General features: G+C 77.0%; 2 protein-coding genes. One reads left to right on the forward strand and one right to left on the reverse strand.

Translation table 11 applies throughout. The annotated features are described in order from the left end of the window. Positions 1-20: 20 nt before the first annotated feature. Positions 21-830, reverse strand: coding sequence for an IclR family transcriptional regulator (locus ACIWVC_RS26250; RefSeq protein WP_396454700.1), 810 nt, complete (start codon positions 828-830; stop codon positions 21-23). Positions 831-891: 61 nt separating this feature from the next. On the opposite strand from ACIWVC_RS26250, the gene ACIWVC_RS26255 reads away from it, so the two are divergent. Continuing rightward, a partial coding sequence (locus ACIWVC_RS26255; RefSeq protein ID WP_396454701.1) for a cytochrome P450 occupies positions 892-1,601 on the forward strand: 710 nt, incomplete at its 3' end.

Below are 1,601 nucleotides of genomic sequence, written 5' to 3' on the forward strand. Positions count from 1 at the left end.
GCGGTCAGGACAGGTGGCGGTCAGGACAGGTGGCGGTGCAGGTCGGTGAGGCGTCCCGCGGCGGCGACGACGGCCTCGGCCAGGCCCGGCAGCCGGTCGTCGCCGAACCGGACCGCGGGCCCCTGCAGCGCGACCGCCGCGAACACGCGCCCGCCGCCGTCGCGGACGGGCGCGGCGACCGCGCGCACCCCGACCAGGCGTTCCTCGTCGCTGACGGCGTAGCCGCGCTCGCGGACGCGGCGCAGGTCGGCTTCCAGCTCGCGGCGGGTGGTGAGGGTGGCGGGGGTGTAGCGGCGGAACGGCTCGTCCATCGCGGGCGGGTCGCCGCCGCAGGCCAGCAGCGCCTTGCCCATCGCGCACGCGTGGACGGGGTTGCGGTCGCCGGGCGGCTGGTCGTAGCGCAGCGGGTGCGCCGACGGCAGGTGCAGCAGGATCGCGACCTCGTCGCCGGCCCGCACGCCGAGGCTGACCGACTCGCCGGTGCCGTCGCGCAGCGCGGTCAGCTCCGGCTGCAGCAGGGTGGCGCCCATCCGCTCCAGCGCGAGCCGCCCGAGGATCGCGGTGGTGGGGCCGAGGAAGTACCGCTCGGTCGCCGGGTCCTGCGCCAGCATCCCGGTGGCGTGCAGGGCGTGCACGATGCGGTGCGCGGTGCTGACCGACAGACCGAGCCGGTGCGCGATCTCGGTGGGGGTCTGCCGGTCGGCGCCCTCGAAGGAGCGCAGTACCGCCACCGACCGGTCCACGGTCTGCGTTCCCGGTTTGGGCTGGTGGGCCCCTTCCGCGTGCTCACGCGTCCGCCCGCCGGGGACGGCGCCGCTGTCGTCCGTCACGGCTCCCATACTCCCACCGCGCCCCGCGCGGGCATCCGCGGGGGCGTGCCATAGTGGGCGGGTGGCCGCACAGACCCCGCTGCACCCGACCCGTCCGCCCAGGACCCGCGGGGCGAGGGGCCCGTCCGCGTCGCTGACGCTCAGGCACGGCGCGGCGTTCGCGGCGAACCCGTGCAAGAGCCTGCTGCGCCTTTACGGCGAGGCGGGCCCGGTCGCGGTCGTGGGGACGCGCCGCCGCCCGTTCGTGCACCTGTTCGGCCCGGACGCCAACGCGTTCGTGTTCGCCAACTCCGGGCTGTTCCGGTGGCGGGAGGCGTTCGACCTGCTGGTGCCGGTGAATGGGGAGACCGCGCTGATCGTCAGCGACGGCACCGACCACCGGCGGCGGCGCCGCCTGGTCCAGCCGGCGTTCCACCACCGCCGCGTCGCCGGGTACGTGGCGCGGATGGCCGCCAACACCGGCGCGGCGCTGGAGTCGTGGCGGCCCGGCCGGACGCTGGACGCCTACGCCGAGCTGCGGTCGGTGATCCGCCGCAGCACCGTGGAGGTGCTGTTCGGGGACCGGCTCGCCGCCGACGCCGAGGTGATCGGGCGGCGGCTGCAGATCGCGCTGGCCGCCGTCGACCGGAACTTCGTCCTGCAGATGGCGCTGCGGTCGCTGCCCAACCCCTACATGCGGCGGGTCGCGGCGGCCCGCGCGCAGGTCGCCCGGCGGGTGGACCAGGAGGTCGACCGGCGCCTGGCCGAACGCGCCGCCGGACGCGCCGCCGG

The organism is Actinomadura sp. (genome assembly GCF_044508335.1).
Lineage (GTDB): Bacteria > Actinomycetota > Actinomycetes > Streptosporangiales > Streptosporangiaceae > Spirillospora.